Annotated in this window: 24 protein-coding genes; all 24 read right to left on the bottom strand. The window is 32.2% G+C overall.

The annotated features are described in order from the left end of the window. Window positions 1–190: 190 nt before the first annotated feature. The 24 genes from EKQ63_RS00815 to EKQ63_RS00700 all read right to left on the bottom strand — a co-directional run bounded on the left by EKQ63_RS00815 (window position 191) and on the right by EKQ63_RS00700 (window position 22654). Window positions 191–1060 carry a hypothetical protein gene (locus tag EKQ63_RS00815; RefSeq protein WP_000401886.1) on the bottom strand — a complete coding sequence of 290 codons (870 nt, stop codon included), beginning with the start codon at window positions 1058–1060 and terminating at the stop codon, window positions 191–193. 287 nt (window positions 1061–1347) lie between these two features. Beyond that, on the bottom strand, window positions 1348–1620 hold the full coding sequence (locus EKQ63_RS00810) for a hypothetical protein (protein ID WP_143880566.1): 273 nt from the start codon (window positions 1618–1620) through the stop codon (window positions 1348–1350). A 51-nt stretch (window positions 1621–1671) separates the two neighbouring features. Beyond that, window positions 1672–2037 carry a hypothetical protein gene (locus tag EKQ63_RS00805; protein WP_143880565.1) on the bottom strand — a complete coding sequence of 122 codons (366 nt, stop codon included), beginning with the start codon at window positions 2035–2037 and terminating at the stop codon, window positions 1672–1674. A gap of 534 nt (window positions 2038–2571) precedes the next feature. Further along, window positions 2572–3321 (bottom strand): S1 family serine peptidase, encoded by a 750-nt coding sequence (locus EKQ63_RS00800; RefSeq protein ID WP_000809480.1) that lies wholly within the window; start codon window positions 3319–3321, stop codon window positions 2572–2574. 49 nt (window positions 3322–3370) lie between these two features. Next, the gene (locus EKQ63_RS00795) at window positions 3371–3823 is read right to left on the bottom strand and encodes a CPBP family intramembrane glutamic endopeptidase (RefSeq protein ID WP_143880564.1); all 453 of its coding nucleotides are present in this window, start codon (window positions 3821–3823) and stop codon (window positions 3371–3373) included. A 451-nt stretch (window positions 3824–4274) separates the two neighbouring features. Next, window positions 4275–4613, bottom strand: coding sequence for a hypothetical protein (locus tag EKQ63_RS00790; protein WP_143880563.1), 339 nt, complete (start codon window positions 4611–4613; stop codon window positions 4275–4277). A 53-nt stretch (window positions 4614–4666) separates the two neighbouring features. Next, window positions 4667–6814, bottom strand: coding sequence for a type IA DNA topoisomerase (locus EKQ63_RS00785; protein ID WP_143880562.1), 2148 nt, complete (start codon window positions 6812–6814; stop codon window positions 4667–4669). 202 nt (window positions 6815–7016) lie between these two features. After that, on the bottom strand, window positions 7017–8324 hold the full coding sequence (locus tag EKQ63_RS00780) for a hypothetical protein (RefSeq protein ID WP_143880561.1): 1308 nt from the start codon (window positions 8322–8324) through the stop codon (window positions 7017–7019). Window positions 8325–8517: 193 nt separating this feature from the next. Further along, the gene (locus EKQ63_RS00775; RefSeq protein WP_143880560.1) at window positions 8518–9114 is read right to left on the bottom strand and encodes a type III toxin-antitoxin system ToxN/AbiQ family toxin; all 597 of its coding nucleotides are present in this window, start codon (window positions 9112–9114) and stop codon (window positions 8518–8520) included. 248 nt (window positions 9115–9362) lie between these two features. Continuing rightward, window positions 9363–10388 (bottom strand): DUF3991 and TOPRIM domain-containing protein, encoded by a 1026-nt coding sequence (locus EKQ63_RS00770; RefSeq protein ID WP_143880559.1) that lies wholly within the window; start codon window positions 10386–10388, stop codon window positions 9363–9365. Window positions 10389–10545: 157 nt separating this feature from the next. Then, window positions 10546–11097 carry a metal-dependent hydrolase gene (locus tag EKQ63_RS00765; protein WP_143880558.1) on the bottom strand — a complete coding sequence of 184 codons (552 nt, stop codon included), beginning with the start codon at window positions 11095–11097 and terminating at the stop codon, window positions 10546–10548. Between the two features lie 25 nt (window positions 11098–11122). Continuing rightward, window positions 11123–12103: a hypothetical protein gene (locus tag EKQ63_RS00760; RefSeq protein ID WP_143880557.1), complete on the bottom strand. Its 981-nt coding sequence runs from the start codon at window positions 12101–12103 to the stop codon at window positions 11123–11125. A 65-nt stretch (window positions 12104–12168) separates the two neighbouring features. Further along, the gene (locus EKQ63_RS00755) at window positions 12169–13938 is read right to left on the bottom strand and encodes an LPD25 domain-containing protein (protein ID WP_143880556.1); all 1770 of its coding nucleotides are present in this window, start codon (window positions 13936–13938) and stop codon (window positions 12169–12171) included. Beyond that, complete coding sequence (locus tag EKQ63_RS00750; RefSeq protein WP_143880555.1) at window positions 13938–14144, bottom strand: DUF5511 family protein; 207 nt, start codon at window positions 14142–14144, stop codon at window positions 13938–13940. The genes EKQ63_RS00755 and EKQ63_RS00750 overlap by 1 nt, the downstream gene beginning before the upstream one ends. Before the next feature lie 22 nt (window positions 14145–14166). Next, window positions 14167–14595 carry a DUF5514 family protein gene (locus EKQ63_RS00745; RefSeq protein WP_143880554.1) on the bottom strand — a complete coding sequence of 143 codons (429 nt, stop codon included), beginning with the start codon at window positions 14593–14595 and terminating at the stop codon, window positions 14167–14169. A 35-nt stretch (window positions 14596–14630) separates the two neighbouring features. Beyond that, window positions 14631–16187: a MobP2 family relaxase gene (gene mobP2, locus EKQ63_RS00740; RefSeq protein WP_143880553.1), complete on the bottom strand. Its 1557-nt coding sequence runs from the start codon at window positions 16185–16187 to the stop codon at window positions 14631–14633. A 19-nt stretch (window positions 16188–16206) separates the two neighbouring features. Continuing rightward, window positions 16207–16815, bottom strand: a complete 609-nt coding sequence (locus tag EKQ63_RS00735; protein WP_000312930.1) for a hypothetical protein — start codon at window positions 16813–16815, stop codon at window positions 16207–16209. Between the two features lie 17 nt (window positions 16816–16832). Next, entirely contained in the window at window positions 16833–17120 is a 288-nt protein-coding gene (locus EKQ63_RS00730) for a hypothetical protein (protein WP_143880552.1), read from the bottom strand. Between the two features lie 320 nt (window positions 17121–17440). Beyond that, window positions 17441–18298 (bottom strand): hypothetical protein, encoded by an 858-nt coding sequence (locus EKQ63_RS00725; RefSeq protein ID WP_001237286.1) that lies wholly within the window; start codon window positions 18296–18298, stop codon window positions 17441–17443. After that, window positions 18289–18567 carry a DUF5513 family protein gene (locus EKQ63_RS00720; protein ID WP_000926961.1) on the bottom strand — a complete coding sequence of 93 codons (279 nt, stop codon included), beginning with the start codon at window positions 18565–18567 and terminating at the stop codon, window positions 18289–18291. Before EKQ63_RS00720 ends, EKQ63_RS00725 begins: the two co-directional genes overlap by 10 nt. A gap of 56 nt (window positions 18568–18623) precedes the next feature. Next, window positions 18624–18866, bottom strand: coding sequence for a hypothetical protein (locus EKQ63_RS00715; protein WP_000664690.1), 243 nt, complete (start codon window positions 18864–18866; stop codon window positions 18624–18626). Between the two features lie 76 nt (window positions 18867–18942). Next, entirely contained in the window at window positions 18943–19551 is a 609-nt protein-coding gene (locus EKQ63_RS00710) for a hypothetical protein (RefSeq protein ID WP_001057071.1), read from the bottom strand. Between the two features lie 24 nt (window positions 19552–19575). After that, entirely contained in the window at window positions 19576–20715 is a 1140-nt protein-coding gene (locus EKQ63_RS00705) for a bifunctional lytic transglycosylase/C40 family peptidase (protein ID WP_143880551.1), read from the bottom strand. Window position 20716: 1 nt separating this feature from the next. After that, window positions 20717–22654 (bottom strand): VirB4 family type IV secretion system protein, encoded by a 1938-nt coding sequence (locus tag EKQ63_RS00700; RefSeq protein ID WP_000239785.1) that lies wholly within the window; start codon window positions 22652–22654, stop codon window positions 20717–20719. Window positions 22655–22666 lie beyond the last annotated feature (12 nt).

Below are 22666 nucleotides of genomic sequence, written 5' to 3'. Positions count from 1 at the left end.
CAAAAAGTAACATAGCACTATGTTACTTTTCTTATAACAATGGACAAAATAGAAAAGAGCTTCAAACAGAAGCTCTTTTAAGCATTATAACCCTCTATCACACCAACAGAATATGTCCCATAATTGACACTATTAGGTTTACTGTTTTTCATAACTCCACGCACATAGCTACAAATTCATTAGGTATATATCAGATGTTAAAATCCTCTATTCTACTCATATTAATTCTTGTCCCCATCCTCCAATTCATGAATATGATATCCCCCTCCAACGCAGCTTTAATTGAATATTTAGTTCCATTAAACACATTCGGTCTTATTTCCGTTATTTTTTGTAACAAGACAAACAATTCATCGAAGCAATCGTTATGAATTTTATCCCCGGTTTGTTCATATGGTTTGAAATTACTGTCTGTAATCTCTTCCACATCATCTATATTTTTTATGAAAATATCTATGTTACTTGTATTAACTGGATGAACAATAAATTTTCCAAAAGCGAATAAAATTTTAGCTATATCCCAAAAACAATATTTATAAAACAATTTATAAAGTTTTATTATTGCAATTGACTGCTTTACTTCTCCCTCAAGTTTACTAGACAAAACCCTTAAATCTTTACTTATTATTAAATAATCAGTAAGAAATTGTTCAAAGGCATTTAGATAACTATCGAATTTCCTAAAATCTATAAAGTCTCTTCTTTCATTATCATCATCATCTGAATTAAGAATCATCTCTAACGTTTTAGTTTCTTCATAAATTCTGATAAAATCGGAATTTGCATACTGAATATTTTCTTCTACTGAGGCAATAATACTAGCAAAAATAAGATCTGGATCGGGATTAAGACTCCGATTAATCTCACTAATTTTAGAACCCTCAGCTTCAATATACTTGATTATTTTAAACACTAGCGGCGAATAAAACTTTTGATATTTCTCTTTTTTATATTTCCGATCCTCTCTTTTGCCAGTTAAATGATGTGAAACATATTGTGCTGTTGATGCTGCACCAAACGCTCCTCCAATTGAGAGTATAATTGTCCAATCAATCTCCATGAATAATCCCCTTTTGTCTATACTTTATATTTCTATTTTACTATTAATCCTTTAATCTTTCCTAGTATATAAACTTTAGCACTCACTAACAATACAAACTTCTCCCCTAAAAATTAACTTCTATGACTAATAAAAGAGCAAAAACATAGCGCTATGTTGTCACTTTATCCAAAATAATTATGTTATAATATTTACAGAACATATGAATAGGATAACAACTACCTACTTTTGGCAAGTAGCAATTTATCTAATAAAAAGATCACCTGTTTCCAAGACAAGTGATCTTTCTATGAACAATTACTATTTTTGAGGTCTATTAGATATTCTAATTTCAATAGCTTCAATACTGCTAACTTTTTAAATTCATCGACAGGAATCCTTTCAGCTACTTGATATACATCCATACTCCCACCACATTTACCATGTTCACTAATAATTATATAACCATTAAATATTTCTAAAGATTCCCAACATAAAAAGTAAATCAATTCATGTGAGGTTTCTATTTCAGTGGCTTCTATATGACCTTCATAATTATTAAGCAAAAGGTTTTCTCTCAATAACTTCAATTTCTCCTCTATTTTAATAGATATATCCTAAATAAAATTCAATTAAAACAATTGCATTTGCACATGATTTTTGTTTATTTCTAAAGATATATCCGCTCTTTCCAAACTTTCATCTAGTTCTTTTCTAAAAATAGGTTCATCTAACAATATTTTTCTAGGACTTATCCAACATTTATATGAGTTTTCTCCTATCGCTTTAAGATATAACCATCCTTCTACATGTGATTCTTGGGCATTGTTATTTAAGACCTCATATGTAATCCCATCAAATTCAAATTGCCTTCCTATGTAGAAAAATTCTCTAATCATATATTTGTTATACTTTTTATACCAATCATTTTCCATTGCCTTCTTCAGATCTTCTCTCGATGTATAAATCATATTATCAAAATGATATTGCGTACTCATTTCACCCACTCCTTTACTTTAAATACTATAGCCTAATTTCTTTACCATCAGACTATAGTACCGTTTGAAATTTTATGTATCTTATTTAGTCTAAATGACCTTGTTCTATCGCACAGTTATCACAAATCTCATTGTTATACGCACCTTCCATAAACCCAGCTCCACAATACTCACATGCATATAGTTCTTCGTATCCAACTTCATATTCCTCCACCTTGTGTAAATGTGGACATTTGCACATTTGCACATTTGCACATTTGCACATTTGCACATTTACACATTTGCACATTTACACATTTTTTTGTCCGTTAATGTTATTATATAGCTATCAAATTTATATATCAACATTAAATTTACACATGTGTAAATTTACACAATTACACATTTACACATAAAATTGGTTGAATGAAAAAGACCTCACATCGATGTGAGGTCTTTAAAAGTAATACTTTCCATAATGCTATGCTCTAATTAACTAGAACGTCAGTGTCAAAAATACTAATAAATCATTTAAGTTAAAATCTACTTTTCAGCTTAATTGTTACTAAAACAATTCTGATCGATATAATCTATAAATTCTTGAATAGGATAAATCTCTAACCTTTTATCTGTGATATACCAATTAGTTAACACGCCAATCAATTTGAATTTTGGTTCTTCTAAATAGTAACCATATACAAATGAACCGCTCATGCCACTAACCACGGGTGTTAATATAGTCGTTTGATGTTCATCAATAACTTCATCATCTATAATAGCTAATAAAGAGCCGATACTATCATCATATTTAGCTACAAACGTACAATACGGTAATGTTTCCATATCCACTTCTTTATTTTTCTCATCAATATTCGTTCTACCTGATGGATAACCATGTAAATATAAAATATTTGTGTTATCAGTGTACTCTTTTAAATTTATATCTATAAAACTCGAATCCAAAAATCTGTAGTTACTTCTATTTAAATTATCATCAAGGTTAACTTCTAATATAGCAATATCATCTGGTATATTAAACTTTATATCTATAATGTTCATACTATGAGTTTGACTGTCGTTTATCATATACGGAATTCTTATATCATTTTTATCTTCTACATCCTTAATAACGTGGGCATTAGTTAGCACAAAATATCTGTCTTTATATTTCAGTAAACCTCCTGATCCTAGTGGGTGCAAGCCAGATTTCAATTCAAATAGCTTTACTAAATGTCTACCAGACCACGGTATAAATTCTGTAAATTGTTTTAACAACTCTTCTTGTTCTATTTTGATTTGCTTCATATTTCCAACCCTCTTTTATATTTTTTGTATACAGATAATTTGCATCATTCTAACCTACTATAAAACTTGTAGTGAGAAAGACAAATAAATTATACAAAATATGAGCTAACATTGGTACTTTCAAATCTTTGGTCTTTTCGTAACTCCATGCATATAAACAACCATTTACAAAGTAAGGGAAGAAAAACCAGTCAAAATGAACTGCTGCAAAGATACCGTTAGCTATAATAATCGCTGTTGTTCGGTTGATTCGATCCAATATTTTCTCTAATCCAAGTGGCAAAATCTTTCTAAATAAGAATTCTTCTATTACAGGAGCAACCAATACAGGTATCAATACATATAAGAGATTAATTTCTATCTTTTGATTTACATTCGCCACATTTCCAGTTCCAATTGATAGACTGGCTTTTATGTAAGAAAAAAGCATACTGGATAAAATAGCTAGTACAGTTGCTATTAACACCCATTTACCTTTTTGTAAGACAGCTTTCATATTCACTTTTTCTTCTCCCCTTACCTACTTTGATTTTTGTTTATTTTTTGTGTCCTTGTCTAAAAAGTTTTTTGCTAGCAACCTTTTCATTAACAATATATAGATTCAATAACCTATTAACAATCAATATATCGAAAAAATCATTAGATTTTATTGACTAATATGAATTAGTTTAGTAGTATGACGTTATATGTGTTTTATGGTTTATTAGGTTCTTTTGCGAAAACATTATACCTTTACCCTACTCTTAATTGTAAAGTAGTGGAAAGGAGAAAAAATGCTAAAACTTTGTTTTAAAAAAAGTAAAGATAATATAGAATTTGATTTTTCATGCGACTTCGAAAAAATAATTTCTACATTAGTAAAAGCATTTTTTAAATTATTTTAAATAAAAAGCTGCAACAATTGTTGCAGCTTTTTGCTATTTCTAATCTACTTATTTTTTATTGTCTTTATATTAAATTGGATTGTAAATAACTTCATATAATCGCATTGCTTCTCGTATTGATTTGGCTTGAAACAAACTATATTGATCCACGTTATGATTTTTAAAATAATTTGGAGTCACCTGATTATTTACATCAATTAGCATATCTACATAATAGCCATCCCAATCTTTGAAGCAATAAACCCTTGTGCTTTCAATAGCAGCTATTTCAGTTAAATGCCAGTTTGAAAGGTCAAAGCCCTCTCCTTTAAAACATTCTATGACATGTTTTAAATCATGGTTTGCGCTCCCTAAATTTATACTTATATCACCGTTCTCAATGTTTTTTAAATTAATTTTTACAAACATGCAGATTCTCATTTCCATCATTGTATTTTTGAATGAGTAAAGAACTATCTTATTTATTTACCCTTACTTGCAAATTCAAGATCCAGTCTCCCTGATGCTGTAAGTTTCAAGTGACCATCGAACTCTTTCCCTGATTTCCCTTTCATTTTCTTAATTAATCCTGTTTTCTTTCCTTCTAATAATTTCTTTGCATTTGCTTCTGAAATTTTCTTAGTTAAATATTCTCCTGGAATTGAGAATTTACATCCTTCTTTATAACCGCTGCACCCATAGAAAGTTTTACGATTTACAACGTCCTTCCCACATTTCGGGCATTTACCAACCGTATCTTTTGATTTCATTTCTTGAATTTTATTATCTATTTCCAACCCAGCAATGGACTTTGTAGCCCCTTCAATTAAATCCTTTGCAAACTTACTAGTTTGACTAACAAACACATCCTTAGAACCTTGTTTTTTACCGATTTTACGCAAATACCCTTCCCACTTCGCTGTCATTTCAGGTTTTGCTAATAACGTCCCCTGAACAGATTGGCAAAGTATTTCTCCCTTCGCTGTAACATTTACCTTATTACGCTTCACTTCTATATACCCTTGATTTTTTAGTGTTTCTATAATACCGGCACGAGTTGCTTCAGTACCCAATCCTTCTACTTCTTTAAGAATATCTTTGCTTTCCTCATCTTCTACTGAAGAACCACACGTTTTCATCATAGTAATCAATTGACCCTCTGTATATGGTTTAGGTGGCGTAGTCACACCTTCTTTTGATTTTACTAATCCCTGGACAAATTCACCTTGTGTTACTACAGGTAACATGGATGCTTTTTCTTGACCATCCTCTTCCTCAATTTTATCCGTCACATATAACTCTTTCCAACCTAAGGACTTTTCTGCTTTTCCTTTTGTGATAAACAACAGACCATTCAAATCGCTTGTTATAACTGTCTCTTCATACATATAAGGCGAATGGAACATGCTTAATACACTTTTTAAAACTTCCATATATAAATTTCTTTGTACATCCGTCAACTTTGCGATCGTTTCTTTTGAAGGTACATTTTTAGTTAATACAATTGCATAGTGTTCCTGGACTTTTTTATTATCGACATAGCGCTTGTTTGCAGTTAATGAATATGGTTGAAAATTTACACCTACAATGGATTGATAACCGTTTAAATTATTCTTTAGATACTCAAATTCACCCTCTGTAATGTAATTACAGTCTGTACGAGGATATGTTACTAATTTCGCTTCATACAACTCCTGAATCCCTTTTAAAACACCAGCTGGTGAATACTTATATTTTTTGTTGGCCAAAGCTTGTATAGAAGAAAGAGAGAATAATTTGGGTGCTTCTTGTTGTTTTGGTTTTACTTCTACAGATTTAATCATGCCTTGTTGATTGTTATTTTCAGAAAGACTATGTTGCTGCAGCAAGCTCATTAATTCTCCTTTAGTGGAAAATCTCTCTTTATAACGTCCCATGTATACACCGTTTGGAGAAGTAAATTGTGCTTCTAATTCAAAGAAAGGAGTTGGCTTAAAGTTTTTGATTTCCTGTTGTCGCTTATTTATTAAGCATAATGCTGGCGTTTGGCATCGTCCCACACTGTAGACCCCTTGAACGCCTTTCTTACGTAAAAGGAGCGTATACAACCTACTAGCATTCATCCCAACAATCCAGTCACTGAGTTGACGTGCTTGTGCTTCCTCAAACATGCTTTCAAAATCTTCTCCTGGTTTCAAGTTTTGAAAACCCTTTTTAATTTCATCTACTTCTAAGCTGTTGATCCATAAGCGTTTAATCTTTTTATGTGTACATCCAGCTTCCTGGATTATCAACCTTGCAATCGCTTCCCCTTCCCTGTCGATATCTGTCGAAATTTGTATTATTTCCGCTTCCTTCATTAATTTCTTAATAATATTAAATTGCTTTTTCTTATCAACCGACACTTTATATTCATAACGTGAAGGTAAAATAGGTAATTGTGATAAATCCCATTTTTCCCATTCCTTTTTATAATCTTGAGGGGATTTCAATTCTACAAGATGACCATAAGCCCAAGTGATATTTCCTCCACTTGGTAATAAAGAACATGGTGGAACATAAAAATGACCATCCCTCTTTTCAACTTTCGGGAATGCTTCAGCATAGGCTTTCGCTTGATTCGGTTTCTCTGCTAGGATTAATACGGACATGTTTTTACTTCCTCTCATTATTAAAATTTTATATTAAAAAAGGAGCAGCATTGATTATGCTACTCCTTGAAAACATCGTGAACACGTGAACATGTGTATTTGTGTATATTTACACATGTTCACATTTTACGTAAAGATAACATATAGTTATGCTGCTCTTACTATTGTTATTGATTCTTTGCTTTGTATTACTGCTCTATCTTCAATCACCTTCAGTTAAAATATCAATTGCTCTCCAATAACTCTTTACAACAGCTATCGCTTCCTCTTCTGAAGAGCAAATTATAATTGATCCTAAGTATCGTTTGCCATTGTATACACATATTTCATCTTCTGAATACTGACTAATTTCTTTATCTTCTAATTCTCGATGAATTAAAAAACGATTATCATACTCTTTTTCAATTAAATAGTTAGTTGAATTTGAAAGATTATTTTCTACACGATTTGGATATTTCATTTCCTTTATTTCTCTTGCAAAAAAGTAGTCCTCTGTATTTACGATTAAACTTTTCTCATGTTTTGAGTACCAGGAAAAAACTTTGATCAGATCTTCCATATCCGTAATATGCAAAGGGTAGTGACCACTGCAATATTTCTCCCCTTCAGAATCCTCACTACTTAAGAATAAGCACCAAACTGGTTGTTCCTCGCTGGCTCTTGCAATATATCCATAAGCCTCTTTATCAGAGTCATACAAATTCTCCTCAATAATAAATTCTTCTAGTGTACAGTTGTCCAAATTCAGAGCATTCTTTTCTAATGGTTTTGGATTTAATACAAATTCATTTTTGAATAAGTAGTCCCTGTCTTTGTATAAATAACCTTCTGTATCTACAAATATTTTTCTATTTTGCTTAGAAAACAAAGAAAACACTTTTATTAAATCTTCTAGATTTATATTATTTAAAGGACAGTGCTCACCATAATATTTTTCCCCTTTAGCACCATCACGTTTTAAAAGGAAACACCAAACTGGAACTTCCTCACTATATCTTGCAATATATCCATACGTCTCTGATTTAGATACTCCCAAAGCCATAGAAAAATATTCCTCGATTGTTTCTACTTCATTATTTTGATTATCATTCTCTTCAATTTTATGAACCCAATACGCACAGTTTTGCAAGGATTTATCAGTAGCAAAGAAATGACCGTATTTCTCAATAATCTCATCAAATTCTTCTTTACTAATAATATGTTCCTCAGCAAACCCTACCCCTACTCCAACATCCTTCGTATATCTAACAACTTCATAATTATCACCTAGAACTTCATGTGGATGATAACTAAACTTTTTTGTTTCAGAGTCATAAGAAACTCTTAATAGTCCTAACAACGTTGAATCTGCTTCTTCAATGTATGTATATAAACCATCTGAAGGATTTCCTTCAAAAACTTTACCGAAACGAATCCACATTGAGACGCTCGAAATAATTTCCCCTGTTTTCTCTAAAACAAAATCTTCATTCGTTATTAAAACTTTATCGTACTCTAATTGATATTTCATTTTCTTCTTCCTCTCATTATTAAAATTTCAAATTAAAAAAGGAGCAGCATTGATTATGCTACTCCTAATAACATTGTGAACATGTGTAAATGTGTATTTGTGTATTTGTGTATTTGTGTATTTGTGTATTTGTGTATTTGTGTACATTTACACATCGGACTTAAAAGGACAACATAGCGCTATGTTGTCCTTTTTATCTCTCACGCCCCATTTGCCGCATGTACGCTAATCTTCTTTGTCTCTCCTGATCCTTCTGCACATTCTCTACTTTGGAATCATTTCTATCTTTTTCTTTCTCGTTTTCTACTTTAAATTCTTTTTTTATCCCTAATTCTTCATGGTAATTTTGAAGAGTACTAAATTTAAATAATGCATCCCTTGATATACGACCAGACTTTTCTGCTTTTTTATATCCTTCCAGGTACTTATCAAGTTTTTTTTGTATCTCATCTATATTTTCATTAATTCTTTTCTTTTGTGTCTCAGGTATTTTAATTGTTTTTTCATCCAGGATTTTCAAATAAGATTCTTCTTTAATAATTAAAGTCTTAGTTAAATCTAAACACGCTTCAGGTCTTGTACTAGAAGGGATTGGAAATGTCCCTCTTGCAGCTACCCGACCATTATTGGGTGTCTTTGAGCGGAAGGGAATACATGCATTTTGATCATCAATCTTCACAATAACCCCAATATATAATCTTCTTTCTTCTTTATTGATAAGAAATTCTTTCAATTCCTCATGATCTGTAAAATAAGTATCTCTTATTTGGACATAATCCCCTGTCTTCATCATTCTCGCCCCTTAAACGCAAAAAAGACACTTACTAATTTGTAAGTGTCTTCGCATACATCATTATCGGTTTTTTATTTAGCCGAGCGTACCCCGAAAAACTGCTCCTATCAAGTATCGGTTTTTTTATTTAGCCGAGCGTACTCCGAAAAACTGCTCCTATCTTTCTTACTTAGATTATACATAATACATGAAAACAATTCAATATTTCAAGCTTGTTTTTTATAAACTTTCCATAATTTATGATTTTATCTTTCTCTACTGACTTGTTGTAAATAAGCAGCCTTTCTTCCTAGTTCTTGCTGTTTAATAACATGTTTACATTCATCATTCCAATCCCATTTTTTCTCTCCCTCCGGAGCTTTAGGATATTCAGGTTTTATTAAAACAACGCTGCCATCATTTTTCTCATAACGTAAATGTATTAATCTGTCCACAAAGGCTCTACCTGCATTATCATTGTCTACACATAGTGACACACTATCAGGTTCATCACCAAGTCTCTCACGAGATTTCATATAGTAATTGAATACTACTTGTGGTTTTAGCCCTTCCATACTCACTAAATGTGTATCTTTAAGGTCACGTTTATGTAGTGATGCATAACTTAATAAATCAATTGATGATTCAAAAAACTTTAAATTTCGAGGTTCACCATTTAGTACATTAAAGCCGTAGTTCGCTGTAGAGTTTTTTTGGATATTTTTCCACGCTCCACGTTTATATTTATCTGATTTAACCACACCTTGCTCTGATCCACCCATTACCGCTCCCGTTTCACGATCTTTCCATAAAAACAAGACATTATTGTACTTATCTTGCTTAATCAAGCCTTTATTATGCAATGCATCTACTACTTGAGGATCAATTTTCCTATCATTCACCAAGTATTCTTTTGCTCGGTCAAAATGAGATACCTCTTTATTAGAAAAATGTTCATAGTCATACGGCTCACTTACGTATTTAACCTCTGAAGCCTTCTCATAATCTTTTTCTCCTTCAAGTAAACGCTGCATAGCTCCTGGGAAGGATGCTCCTTCTACTTCCTGAACGAAATTAATAACATTACCGTTAACACCTCTGCTGTTCCAGTAGAATTGATTTTTCTTTCTATCAATGATTAGGCTGTCATGATCTACAAGACGATAATAACGCTCGCTGTCGCTCTTTACAGGAATATCATTTTGCATACAATAATCAACAATATCAAGTGCTGCGGCTTTTTCAATATCTTCTTTTGTATATTTTTTTGTATTTTTCGTTTGATTTTCCAAAGCGATTCCTCCAATAAAAAAAGACCTTGTATCATTCACAAGGTCTTTTCTAAATATTTTTTGTCTGCTCTAAAACGTTTGTTAAATCATTTTCAATAATTGCTGGCTAAAACTAAACATCACCTCCTTTTCAGTTCTAAAGAATAAATTTCACCACTCAATCAAATAATGATTTAACAGCTCCTAAGATTTCTGAATTCCCAGGTTGGAAGCTTGCTATTCCATATGAATAAAGCTCATATACAACCACAATTGTGCTAATCATTAAAATTAGCTTCTCAGCTATACCGTTATAGCTGTAATAAAAGACATTAAAGCCACTTTGAAAATTTTTATTTGATAATGGCAGCAACCACTTAATACCTTTTTTAGAGAAACTATCTTCCACCAAATGTAGAAAATAGCCAGCAAATATGCACATACCGTTTGTAAATGATAGAGGTGTCATTCCTACTGCAAATAAAATAGGAATCAGCACAAGCACTAATCCAAATAGCGAATGTGTGATTCCTCTATGACCAAATACAGTATTCATAAGATCTGATACTCCACGAGTTCTTCGGCCGATCCAAGAATGCTGTTCATCTATATCAGGCAATAATGCCCCAAAACTAACCGCTATAACATTTCCAACCGTAAGGTTACCTGTTGAAGCTAAAACAGGCAGAGCGACCGCTAGGCTCGTTGTAAGGTGAGTTTTATACTTCATTTGTACTTTACACCCCTTTTATTAGTTAATAATCTCGACCATTCATTTGTCGCATCATATGTTGTCTTTTTGCTTGTTCCCTTTCCGGAGAAACATGTGGATGCTCCTCATGATGGACTGTATCTTTTCCAATATACCGTTTCCCAGCACTAGAGTTGCTTTTTGCTTCTTTTACCTGCATAGCGCCATATCCTTTCTTTACCGATCCAACAGTTTTAGTGGACTCCATTCGATAAACTTCTGTTTCATCTTCATAATCATTGGATATCCCATCTAATGGATTAAAAGAAATATCTCCATCTTGATATGTCTTCTCTTCTATATATTGAATCGGTGCAATTCGTTTCTCTTCAACATCTTCATAGCCAATCGTTGTAAAATACACATTTCCATTTTCAATATCTTTTGGATCTACCTTTTCGGGTACAATATAACCATGCCCTTCTTTATAAAACACTTCTTCATCTTGTTGTAGCGGTTTCCCTGTTGTTTCACAATAGACCACTTCATTTTCATCTACAGGATAAAGCCCTTTATATTCGACATCACCTTGCATTGTTTCTTTATGTGCTTCGTTAATAGAGTGATTTATCTGATTCACCGCTTCAAATACAGATTGATTAAAATCAAAGTCAATATCACTATCTGATATGTACTCAGAAATACACTCCACTTTCATATTCTGCTGCTTGTCTGTTGAAACTTTTACAATAGGTGTCTCATAAAATTCTGTTTTAATAAGATCTGCCTGATAATATGGTTCAAGGTACTTGTCAATATCATCTATATTTTTCTGTTCTTTTTCTGTCCCATATCTATTAACAACAGCATATAATTCACCAAGATTTAAACGCATATTAGGATGAATTTCTTCTATGACTCGATTATCTTCAGATAATTGAATTTCATACCCCTCCCAATGTCTTTCTAGATCTATTCCTACTTTTTCATATATCTCCTGGTTTGTTTTCTGCTGTATATCGGTTACTACTTCAAAGTTATCCATTATTTTCTCTTCTCCTTATCAATTAATATTTCAATAAAAAAAGAACACCGGTTAAAGTGTCCTTTTTATCTTTCCATCTGCTGCATGTAAACCATACGTGCCATTCTTCTAGCTTCTTGTTTATTAGCAGCTGCTGTATCTTCATCTTGTTCTGTTTCTTTAGAAGAAAAATGGTCAACCTTATCCTGTTGAATCTCACCAATTACAGTAGGATTTACTGCTCTTAGTTTTTCAGGATTAGATTGACCTTTTGTTTGTTCATATTCATTTATTTCTTGATGCAACGCTTGTTTTACTTCATCCGATAAATATCTTTTTTCATCTAATATTTGCTCATATGGAGACTTATATCCTCCATCACCTAAATCTAATCGATCCATCGTAATGACTTCCATTCGATTAAAAACCTTGTCCATTTCTTTTGGAAGAATTAAATGATAGCGAGTTTTCTCATAAGGAATATATTCTCCTTTCTCTTTTGCCTTTTCAGACTCAATATCTATTTCTGCAATTCGTTTACTCATCATTGCATTCGCTTCACCAAAAGGAATTGCTTTATTTGTTTCTAAATCGGCTTCAGACCACTGGATAACAACCATAGGTTTATCAATTTCTTTATGATCTAGTGCAATACAATTTACTTTATTGTTATTATTGAACTCTTCAATGTACTTTCTATCGTTTAAAGTGTTAGCATTTTCCACATCATTATAAGACTTGTCTCTACCTGCTCTTTCACGTAATTCACGCACAGTTACAATTTCTTCTTCAGTACTTGTTAAAGCGCCATAGCGCACTAAATACACATCCTCTATTTCTCCTTTGCTCTTTTCCATATTCTTTTCCATCTCCCTTTGTAATTCAGAAATTTTCTTATCAATCGTGTTTATGAAGCTACTTGCTGTCTCATGAACACGCATAATGGATTTATCTTTCTCTTCTATATCTTGTCCATTTTTTGTCCATTGGGCGATATAAGGTACTGCTGATTCGCTTGTATCCATTCCATAATGCTTACACACAATATAGGATGTTAATTCTGCTTCAAATTCTTTAGTCGGTGTATGTTCTAAAGGATCTATCTTGTTGCCATGTAACTTCGCATGAGCTAATTCATGTATAGCGACAGATAATTCATTCGTCTCGGTATTTCTTGGATTCATCACAATTTGAGAATAAGATGAATCCAAAACTTGAACATATGCACCATGAACATTTCCTAATTCTTTCACCAATGCACCTTGTCCCATTGTTTTAATTTTGATGTTTTCTTTTTCGGCTAATGCTTGGATACCGATCTTTAATAGTTCTTTATTTTCGTCATTAATTTCAAAGTTGAACTGACGATTTGGGAATATTTTCGGCAAATCGTCAGGTTTGGCATTCGTTTGCGAAATATCAAACGCTGTAGCTTTCAAGTAATAATTTGTTTGTTTTTCTACTTTTAATTCTCCATTCTTTACTTGCTTCTTTTGTTCTTCCGTTAATTTCCCTAAAGGAATTGCTAATTTTGTTTTAGGATCTCTCACATATTCTTTTACATAAGGATGAAAAACTTTCATTGCTGTTTCACCCTTATTTACATGAAATCCAGCATCTTTAAAAGCTTTAAAATTCGCACATGCATACGCACTCTCAAATTGCGATCTAATTAACTGCATGTTTTTAGGAGAATAATTACTAAACTTCGCCATAAAGTTTGCTAACTCTAACATGTCCTCAGGGGATCTATAATACTTAGTTATATCAGTTAGAACCTTATCCATAATTTCTTTTGTTTCTTCTTTTATTTGCTCTTTTGTCTTAGGTGTATATTTCTTTTTTGTGTAAGCCATTAACAAATTACCCCTCGTTCCTCATCATATTCAACAAATGGTACACTTCCATGTTCAACTGCTTCATTTAAGGATTGGACATATGCTGCCACTTCTTCTCTAGAAACATTTACGATTACTTGTTTATTAAATAAATACTTTTTTAGATGAATCTCATTCTTCACTTGATCCACATGGTTAATCATATATAGAGTTTGTTGGTACATTTTCTACACTACCTTTCTAATATTAAAGCGCTAATTTAAAATATATCTTTTCATAAGTTTGTTTCCCTTTGCTCCAGGATAAGTTCCAATCTTCTAATGATCCTGAATAAACTTCTTTAAATTTTATAATTGGATTCTCCATAAATCCCTCAATTGCAATTCCAAAACCTTTGTTATAAGTAGATTCACTCTCATGTTTTTTCCACAATTCAAACTCTGTAATTTTATATTTTTTAACAAAATCAATAACCGTTTCCAGTATCCAATCCTCATTTACTTCTTCAGTTACTACTTTTTCAAAATCAACTTCGAAACAATCACCATAATCATCTTCTCTTGTTAGAAAATGAATTTCACCCTTTTGTATATATTCTTCTATTAATTTTCTATTCTCCTCATTCCGACTAAATCTTACACTTGAGACAATCGAATAATAAATTTTTTCACTCATTCAAAACACTCCTTTGGTACATCTATTTTTAAAATCTAATAATCCATTTCTTGTTGTCTTGCAATACGTTGTTGTACAATTTCATATTCCCTTTCTGCACGCCATTTCGTTAAATCATCATTCAATGCTGCTTCAATGTTTCGAACATCTTTCTTACGTATTAACGGTGGTTTGTACTTAGAGTATTTGCTATATTCCCCCCCTTTTTCTGATCGCCCCCTTTCATATTTCTTTTTTATCTGTTCATTTTTTTGCTGAAATTTATACAATGGATTCTCTTCATAAGGTTTCTTTTTCTTCAATTCTTTTAGTAAGGAATTACCCATACGTTTATACATATCTTTCATTTGATTCTTAGCATAATCCTTATCTTCCCGACCTGATTCCCCATATAACTCTTTTTGGAAATTAGATTCTTTCTCCACCGCTTCTTTATATTCTTTTAAAACAGGGTTATCTTTCATTAACAATTCTGTTAGTTCGTCAATTTTATCCCTAGTCGTTTTCGGCATTTTCTTACTGCCATACGTCCAATCTTTTTTGTTACTTGGTAACCCATCGTATATCTCCTGTAATAAAACTAGCTTTCTATCTTGTTTCTTTTCTTTTGATTGTTGGAACTGTTCTTTAACTTCTTGTACTAAATCATTTCTTAAATTTGAAATCCGACTCAATTCACTCGTCCGATCTACTAAGGAATTTGCAAAAGTGGTTTTCATATGATCCAACGTTCTTTGCTTTCGTTTACCTTTCGGTTCATAATACGTTTTTCCGTTCACTTCTTTCTTTACAACTTTCCTTCTATTTTCTTTTTCCACAGTCCCAAAATGAATGTGAATATGATCAGTGTTCCTATGTATCGATGCAAACCAAAAACCATTACTTTCTTCAATTTGTTCGTCTTTAAATAACTGCTGCATCATTTTATGACTAGCAATTCGGATGCGATTTTCATCTAAAGTATCCGTTTTAGGATCATAAAGTTTATTCTTCACTAAAAAATCTGTATCAAAAGAGATAACATCTTGATAGTAAACTGAACCGCTATTTTGGGATTTCTCCATCAACTTTTTAATATCTATTAAATCATTTTGTGTAATTATATTTTTTTCTTTTGAAAAAACACCAGGTAATATTTCCTCTTCTTCAGTTTCAATCTCCTGATCATCTTTATTTTTTTCTGGAGATAGATCTTCAATATGTTTGTTCAGTAGATTCAATTCCTCTTCTTCAGTTTTCGTCATTTTCTTTTTACTTTCTAACGCATACCTTCTCCCCATATAACTAACATATTTCACAAAATCCGATTCCGTATTGAATTTTTCAGGTGAAGTCAAAATAGCTTTCGCTTCACCTTCTTTATTTGAAATATCTTTTTTACCTTTACTAGAAGATGTACTATCGATCTCCATTTCAAAAGAATCTAAAGCGAATTCAAGACGATTTAACTCTTGTAATTCTGTACTTGTTAAAGTGTGTCCATCCTGCAAAAGCGCTTTTTTTCTTGTGCAATAATCAATGTATGTTGTAAAACTTTTTTGTTTTGGAATCGTATATTGAGACGTTAAAATAATACCTGGTGACTTCCCCATGATTTATCTCTCCTTCAGATTATTTCAATTCATCAAGTCTATGTTCAGGTATTTGTTCCCACTTTATCTCTTCATTTAACTGACTTCCGAACTTCCAAATCTTTTTATGTGGCTTATCATTTATCATTAATATTTCTTCATCATCTTTAATCATTGGTAAGTTTCTCACTGTTTTATATGATGATTTAATTTCATTTTGCACTTCCATTTGTTGCTGCACCGTTTCTTCTTTCTCTACTTCCATAGGTACACGCTTTGAAGTTCGAGAGAACTTCCCTTCCGATTTTTTTGTAACAGCAGCTCCGATTTTCTTTTTAACTTCTTGCTGCATTTCTTCTATACTAAAATCACTTCCTGATCGTGAAATAAGTTCCATATTCAATTTAATTAGCACATCCATTTGTTGCTTCATGGCATTAACTGATTGCGTTAAATTTTTCACCTCTTTTTTCAAAAGTGATAGATCATCCTCACCCTTTTTTTCACGCATCTCTTCATCCAATAGTACTACTGCATGTCGTAGTACATCCGCTTCTCTTGAATACTCAGGGTACTGTTTTTGAAAATCTTGTACGATATCAACATGAATCTTATTTCCCCTAAATTGAAATAACTTTTCATATGCCACTTAAAACACCGCCATTCTTATCCCTCATGTAACTTCATCATAGAAGCAACAAGCTCATTCGTTGCATCGATATATTCTTGTAATTTATCACTCTGTCTATCCAATGTTACAGAAACATTTGTTACCGCTTCATCAAATTTACCTTCTTTATTCCTTCTATATTCTCGATCAAAGTGCTCTTCGAATATCATATTGATATATTCCCAACGATAATAACGTCTCCCTAATTTCTTACCAATTTCTTTACATCTTTTATCAATTTCAGCTATATGATTCGGATTGGTATTACGAACATGAATATCCATATACTCACCACTTTTATTAGACTAATTAATACACATACCTAAACGCTAAAGGTGAACAAGTTACCTCAAACTACTATTTAAATAGTACAGTAAGATCACACTTCCAATGACAAGAAACTAAATAAAAGAAAGAGCATAAGGAAACCCCATCCCACTTTGAGGTCAAAGTGGTGAAATAGGCTGTGCCTATTGGGTTTCTAAAGCTCTTTAACTGGTACGTCTTTTTTTGAATTGTATGCGTTTCGTATGCGTTTTTCGGTATTTTTTATGTGTTTTGTATGTGCTTGTATGCGTTTTGTATGTGTCTAAAACTCGCTTTTTTAGACCGTTTTTTTCTTTTCATTCAACAATTGAATTTTCTTTTCTTTCATTTTTATTTCTTCTTTTAACTCATTGATTTCTTTTTCATTTCTATTAATTGTTGATATATTTGAGTTTATTATGTTTTTTGTTTTTGTTTTTTCAGCTTCAGTTTGGAAGTTCATTTCTTTTGTTAGCTTGTCATTCTTAATCTTTAATTGTTCAATAGCAAAATTCTTATTCTCAATTTTTTGCTTCATATCTTTAATCTCTTTATTAAGCCCTTTTTGTGAGAAAGTAAGATAATCTTTTTCATAGAAGTCTTTTGATTCTACTTTTAAATCTTTATTAATTATCTTATTTCCCTCTAAGACATACGTTTTTATGCTTCTATCTTTTAAATCATTTGGATCTGTTTGTAATTCAGGGTGTATGTATTCTGGCTTAACGATAGATGAAAGTGCACCAAACCCTTCCGGTACATTCTCACTAATTACAACAATGTAGTTATCGCTTGCACGATATACTTTCGTTTTCACGTTATTATCCTTTTGATTAATGTATTTAGTTTCTACTTTATATTTCATATTACTTAAAAGTTGAGGATCGTTATCAGACCTTAATTCATAATCAATGCGAAGTGTTTTATTAGCTGGATTATACTCTTTTCTTGCAACTGATATTTTCACTAATGTTGTGATACTTTTATACTCACCTGGTTTCATTTCCTCAAATTTATATGTTGCACCGCTAAATACTGGCGAAATACAAAGTACAAAAAACATTGTCACAAAGCTTCCCAGGGTTAATAAATATGCTTTTCTTTTTGCATTAGCTGGCTTTCGCACATCTTTATTCTCCCAAAATTTTAAACGCATATTTCTTTTCCTCCCTTTCTAAAAACCTGAACTTGCACCTTAACTATTGGATGGATATTTTTCAATTTGTAATTTGTGTACTTCTTTTTTCCTCCATGATTAAGTTGACATTCACGTACAATCAACCACTCAAATTTATTACCTGGGTTGTAATCAAACCAATCTATTATAATTTCTTGATAATCATTTTTGCGTTTCCAAAGTTTAATAACTATATATTTTCCTTCTTTCGAATAATCATGACTTGGTTTTAATTCACTCAAAAGCATGACATATAACCCCTTTCTGTTAGAATGTGAAAATTGTTTTCCAACGGAAAAATTCCTTATCCAGCGTTTATTTTTCTTAATTTTTCTTGCAAATCATGTATTACTTGGTTCACTTGTATCATTGCATCTTTTAATTCTCTCGGAACTTTATCGACATCTTCTAGCACCGTATTTGCCCAACTTATTTGAGCACTAGCTTCTCCCATGTAAGTAAGTGCTTGAAAAATATAATCTTTTTCTTTTCCTATTAACTTGAAATTTTCCCGTAACGGTTGCATTTCTAATACACGTTCTTTCATTTTGATATCTCCCCCCTCTAAAATAAAATCCCCCGCTTGATACATTCTTTCATGCGGGGGATTTTTCACTTTTAAGTTATCGACTTAATCTATACGGACTATAATCTACTACTTTAATTTCATTTCCCTTCTTCTCTAATGTCACTCTCAATAAACTTTTAATCTTTGTATGTTTATTTTCCAATCCTTCAATTGTGTAATCAACATCTATTAAGACGTTACACTTATTAGAAATATCATCCGCTGAATCCACAAACATTGCCATTTGATTAACAGTAGATTTAAAATTCGGATCTCCAATATCTTCTGTTTCAGGCGCTACCATATCCACTACTTTTTTATCTGTCATTTTTAATAGATTGTTTCTTCTTTCCCCTTTATTTTTCACTGAATAGTTTAAATAAGCTTGAATAAATTGATTAGATACTTCTTTATACTGTTTTTGTAAATCCACTACAGGATTCGTATTTTCTTTATTTGAATCAGCATTATTCGTCATAGCTTTTGAATTTAAGTGATCCATTTTCGCTTTCAATTCACCTATAGCCTTATCCTTTTTGGCAATATCAACTTGATGTTTTTTATCTTTCTTATCAAACTCTTTTATGGTGCTATAAATAACAATCCCATTAAAAACTAATGATATACTTAGTAATCCCGTTAAAATTTTTGTTGGCATATTCATATATTCCGCACTCCATTTCTATTTTTATCTTGCAACTCTTCTAATTCCTGCATAGTATTTTTGCCATCCTGGTGAGGTAAATTGGTGATAACCAATCCCTGCATTTTCAGAATCATACATTGTATTTGCATCAACGTATATCCCTACATGACTTACATGATCTGGCCCACCATATGTACCTTTAAAGAAAACCAAATCGCCAGGTTGTGCATCTTTCGGATCAACTGGAACAGTAGCAGCGTATTGTTCTGCTGCTGAACCATTTAGATTAACCCCTGCTGCCCTAAATGCCCACGAAGTTAATCCACTACAATCAAATCCTTGTGCGGGAGTTTTACCGCCCCAAACATAAGGATTTCCGTTATATTTCAAAGCTTCATTCATTATTGCCTTAAAAGTTTCTGATCCATTAACTGGTGCAGTTCCATTATCAAAACTCAAATACTGTTTAACCATTTCTGCATAAAAAAAGTTACCGCCATTTATATAGCGATAACCACCATTGTAAGCAACTGCTACAGCTTGACTATATCCAATTCTTGTTCCATTTTTATTACCACCAGCAGGTGCAACAACCGTTAAGGAATAGTTATCAGCAGTTTCTAAGGAATGCTTTTTATTATTTGCTGCTAACCAATGTACATAATTACGACCAAAGTTATACGTTTGTACAATGGCTAATAAATCATTAATCCCTAGCATTTTTGCGTCATCAAAAGCTCCCTTTAAATGCATAACACCATAATAAATAGAATCTTTCGGGTTAGAAATGGTGTTCATTTGCCAACCCTGTGACTCACTTGACTGCATAATATCAGGCAGTTTTTCTGAAATACCATTACTTTCAACCATGATGATCGCTAACACATAAGGAACTAGCTCAGGCACTCCTTGTGCTGCACATTCCTTTTCAACCATGTCCTTCCAACGCATTACTTCTGGTGGTAAATTATTTACTGATGCAGTTCCACTAATAAGGCTACCACTACCTGATTTTTTTGAATCTCCACCACCAAGTACCGCTATTAATACAACTAAGGAAAGAATAATCGCTCCAATAACTAGTATTCCTGAAGAACCTAATAAGCTATATAACTTTTTCAATCGTTTAATTTTTTTATATTTATCTACTACCGTTCCTTGTGTTTTTTGTGCAGTTTGCATATTACTGACCACCTTTAAAGCGTTCTAATTGCTTCTCATCAGGATCAAACATAACGTTATATGTTTCAGTAGAGCTAACCTGTACAATTGCTTCCCCTCGTTTTAATTCTGGTAAAATACGAAACTCTGACTCTGTTAAACTCTCACCCAAAACACTTTTTAAGGTTTCTAGTACAGAGTTATCCATGTTTAAAAACATCTTGTACTGAGTTAATTCAAAAATTGCTTTCATATCTGATACATCTACATTACTACCTGGTGGCGGTAACATTTCTTGTGGTGATTGAGTTGCAAAGAAGATACCAGCAAAGAATTTACGCATCTCTCTCTCAAACTCCAAAATATATCTGTTCGCAAATTTATTCTCAGAATTTATAACGTTATGGCACTCATCCAACAACACCATAAAGTAAGTAAGATCCTCAAATGGATATTTCTTTTCTTCTCGCAAGTATTTCATTCTGCGTCCATTCTTTAATGCATGACTCCAAATAAGCGTTAATGCAGTGAACAATTGACAGTTGAAAATTGGTTTATCTATTTTTGAAATTCCATCTATATCAAAGAAAACAATTTTTTCATCTTCAAAATTTCTTAATGTTGTATGCCCATTAAAAATATCGCCATATACGATAACCATATCACGTACCTGTACTCTTAAAGTTTCTAAATCTCGAAGTCTTTGTGCTGTTGAACCTTTTTCAAGTTCTACCTCGTTCAAATACTTAAGAAACTCTTCCATGATTGGATATTCTTTAGGTGGTAGACCTGTAATTTTAAACGGTTTATTTTCCCCTCTTTTCGGGATTAGCCCATACTGAATATAAAATTCTAAGAGATAATTACGGAATTCTTTTACAACCGTTTCCGAAATATCTACACTTAAAAACCTAAGCATGTTTGTTAATTTAGATAAATGCTGCAAGAATGATCCTTTTTCATCAACTTCCCCTGATGTCTCATTGATAATTGTTGCAAATACTTCAAGAGGATTAATCATTCCAGTTTCAACAATGCCATTACTTTTTGCACCACTTAAATCAATAATCTTACCACCTTGTTGTTGTACGATTGTGTAATAATCTTTTGCTTTATCAAAGCCCCTAATAAAACAATCTTTTGCTAATAAACCTTCTAAAAGTTGTTTTAAGAAAGTAGACTTACCTGCACCCATCTTACCAAATACGAATCCACTAAATGATGTTCTTGTGCTCGTAGAATAAAATGGATCTAAAATAAATGCTCCACCAGTACTTGTTTGACCCAAATAAATCCCTCTAGGATCTTTTAAATCTTGATGATGAAACGGTAATCCATGCCCAATATTTGTAGATGGTAGCGGAATACCTGCTTTTGTTCCCAAGTATTCAATTTGCTGATCGTAACTTGCAAACAAAGATTGCCACTCTTCTTTTTGCTTAAATACATACACCTGCGCTTTATAATTTTGTCCTGCAATCTCTTTTTTCAAATCACCAATCCGTTTTTCTAGTTGTTCTAAAACTGGATCGTAAATAAAAATTCTTAGTGCTACAAGTTTTACAATCTCCCCTTGTTGAGTAATTGCATTTGCAAATAGCTTTAAGTTTTGTAATTCCCAGTTTGCATCATCACGATCAGTTGCACGACGTTCCGTTTCTGAACGATCTCTTAATTCAGAAATGGAACGGTTAATATCTTTAATTACTTCTTCCTTATTTGCAGTTGCTATATCCAAACTTGAAAGTGTATCCTTATTATTCATAAGAGATGTTAACCATAATGGAGGTATATCTTCGGCCAAAGAATAAACATGTAAACAAGCAACATAGCAATCTCCCTGCGCTATATATTTCTCGTTAAACTTTATCCCACCTTGCGGCTGCACTCTCTGTATGAACTCTAAATCATAACCCTTTTTTTGATATTTTTGCTGTTCTTTTCTTCCTAGTTTCACCATTATTATCACTCC

The organism is Bacillus sp. BD59S, assembly GCF_007363175.1.
GTDB lineage: Bacteria > Bacillota > Bacilli > Bacillales > Bacillaceae_G > Bacillus_A > Bacillus_A pacificus.
The sequence above is the reverse complement of the archived record's forward strand: the minus strand, read 5'-3'. Positions and strand labels throughout refer to the sequence as shown.

Bases quoted from the DNA above. Each gene is read 5' to 3' on its own strand.
- EKQ63_RS00815 (WP_000401886.1), bottom strand. From the start codon at position 1,060: ATGGAGATTGATTGGACAATTATACTCTCAATTGGAGGAGCGTTTGGT.
- EKQ63_RS00805 (WP_143880565.1), bottom strand. From the start codon at position 2,037: ATGAGTACGCAATATCATTTTGATAATATGATTTATACATCGAGAGAA.
- EKQ63_RS00800 (WP_000809480.1), bottom strand. From the start codon at position 3,321: ATGAAGCAAATCAAAATAGAACAAGAAGAGTTGTTAAAACAATTTACA.
- EKQ63_RS00790 (WP_143880563.1), bottom strand. From the start codon at position 4,613: ATGTTTGTAAAAATTAATTTAAAAAACATTGAGAACGGTGATATAAGT.
- EKQ63_RS00785 (WP_143880562.1), bottom strand. From the start codon at position 6,814: ATGTCCGTATTAATCCTAGCAGAGAAACCGAATCAAGCGAAAGCCTAT.
- EKQ63_RS00780 (WP_143880561.1), bottom strand. From the start codon at position 8,324: ATGAAATATCAATTAGAGTACGATAAAGTTTTAATAACGAATGAAGAT.
- EKQ63_RS00775 (WP_143880560.1), bottom strand. From the start codon at position 9,114: ATGAAGACAGGGGATTATGTCCAAATAAGAGATACTTATTTTACAGAT.
- EKQ63_RS00765 (WP_143880558.1), bottom strand. From the start codon at position 11,097: ATGAAGTATAAAACTCACCTTACAACGAGCCTAGCGGTCGCTCTGCCT.
- EKQ63_RS00760 (WP_143880557.1), bottom strand. From the start codon at position 12,103: ATGGATAACTTTGAAGTAGTAACCGATATACAGCAGAAAACAAACCAG.
- EKQ63_RS00755 (WP_143880556.1), bottom strand. From the start codon at position 13,938: ATGGCTTACACAAAAAAGAAATATACACCTAAGACAAAAGAGCAAATA.
- EKQ63_RS00750 (WP_143880555.1), bottom strand. From the start codon at position 14,144: ATGTACCAACAAACTCTATATATGATTAACCATGTGGATCAAGTGAAG.
- EKQ63_RS00745 (WP_143880554.1), bottom strand. From the start codon at position 14,595: ATGAGTGAAAAAATTTATTATTCGATTGTCTCAAGTGTAAGATTTAGT.
- mobP2 (WP_143880553.1), bottom strand. From the start codon at position 16,187: ATGGGGAAGTCACCAGGTATTATTTTAACGTCTCAATATACGATTCCA.
- EKQ63_RS00730 (WP_143880552.1), bottom strand. From the start codon at position 17,120: ATGGATATTCATGTTCGTAATACCAATCCGAATCATATAGCTGAAATT.
- EKQ63_RS00725 (WP_001237286.1), bottom strand. From the start codon at position 18,298: ATGCGTTTAAAATTTTGGGAGAATAAAGATGTGCGAAAGCCAGCTAAT.
- EKQ63_RS00720 (WP_000926961.1), bottom strand. From the start codon at position 18,567: ATGCTTTTGAGTGAATTAAAACCAAGTCATGATTATTCGAAAGAAGGA.
- EKQ63_RS00715 (WP_000664690.1), bottom strand. From the start codon at position 18,866: ATGAAAGAACGTGTATTAGAAATGCAACCGTTACGGGAAAATTTCAAG.
- EKQ63_RS00710 (WP_001057071.1), bottom strand. From the start codon at position 19,551: ATGAATATGCCAACAAAAATTTTAACGGGATTACTAAGTATATCATTA.
- EKQ63_RS00705 (WP_143880551.1), bottom strand. From the start codon at position 20,715: ATGCAAACTGCACAAAAAACACAAGGAACGGTAGTAGATAAATATAAA.
- EKQ63_RS00700 (WP_000239785.1), bottom strand. From the start codon at position 22,654: ATGGTGAAACTAGGAAGAAAAGAACAGCAAAAATATCAAAAAAAGGGT.